The following is an 829-nucleotide window of genomic DNA, read 5'->3' on the forward strand; positions in this document are numbered from 1 at the left end:
AAAGCCGGAGCGGGCGAACCGCGGCCCGCTCCGGCTTTCAGCGCGGCTATTAAGCCGCCTGTTTCAAGGCGATTCGCGGAAAATCGATCGCCACCCGGCTGGCTTTGCCGATCAGATTGGTGAGTATATTCATGCCGACATGAGTGATGATTTCGACGATTTCCGCATCGTCGTAACCGGCATGGCGCAGCTCGCCAAGTTCGGCCGTGGTGACATCGCCGCCATTGTCCACCAGCGAGCGGGCAAACTTTAGCGCGGCGGCGGCTTTGGCGTCCCGGCTGTTGCCGGCCCGATTCTCGCTTATCTCGTCATGGCTTAAGCCGGCTTTATGGCCTATCGCCGTATGCGCGGAAAGGCAATATTCGCAGGCATTCTGCTGCGCAACCGCTACGGCGATGCGCTCGCGGGTTTGCGGATCCAGGCTGCCGTCGTTGGCTATGCCGTGCAAACCCAGAAAGGCGCGCAGAGCCGCCGGCGAATTGGCGAATACTTTTAAAAAATTGGGCACCATGCCCAATTGCGATTGAATGGCATCCAGCAAGGCTTTTTGCTCGCTGTTGGCGGTTTCCGTGGTGACGACGTTAATACGGTTCATGGTTATGCTCCAGTTATAGTGAACGATCGGTTTTGTTGCCTGCTAAACAGGTGACGTTACTGTAGCCAATTTCATTTATCGGAAGAATACTCATAAAATAGAATTTATTATTGCAAACACAGGAATAATATATGGACCGCTTAACCCTGATGGCCATCTTCGTGGCGGTGGCGGAAGCGCAAAGTTTTGCCGGCGGCGCACGGCGGCTTGGCTTGTCGGCGCCGGCGGCGACCC

General features: G+C 56.1%; 2 protein-coding genes. One reads left to right on the forward strand and one right to left on the reverse strand.

Going from position 1 to position 829, the window contains the following annotated elements:
• Positions 1–49: 49 nt before the first annotated feature.
• Positions 50–595, reverse strand: coding sequence for a carboxymuconolactone decarboxylase family protein (locus NP596_RS21650; protein ID WP_256617445.1), 546 nt, complete (start codon positions 593–595; stop codon positions 50–52).
• Between the two features lie 149 nt (positions 596–744).
• Between NP596_RS21650 and NP596_RS21655 the strand changes: the two genes are divergently transcribed.
• Positions 745–829: helix-turn-helix domain-containing protein (locus tag NP596_RS21655; RefSeq protein ID WP_256617446.1), on the forward strand; the 85-nt coding region annotated here is incomplete at its 3' end.

Origin of the sequence: Methylomonas rivi (assembly GCF_024505165.1) — a bacterium.
Classification (GTDB): domain Bacteria; phylum Pseudomonadota; class Gammaproteobacteria; order Methylococcales; family Methylomonadaceae; genus Methylomonas; species Methylomonas rivi.

Excerpts from the sequence above, each read along its gene's own strand:
- NP596_RS21650 (WP_256617445.1), bottom strand. The coding sequence starts at position 595 with ATGAACCGTATTAACGTCGTCACCACGGAAACCGCCAACAGCGAGCAA.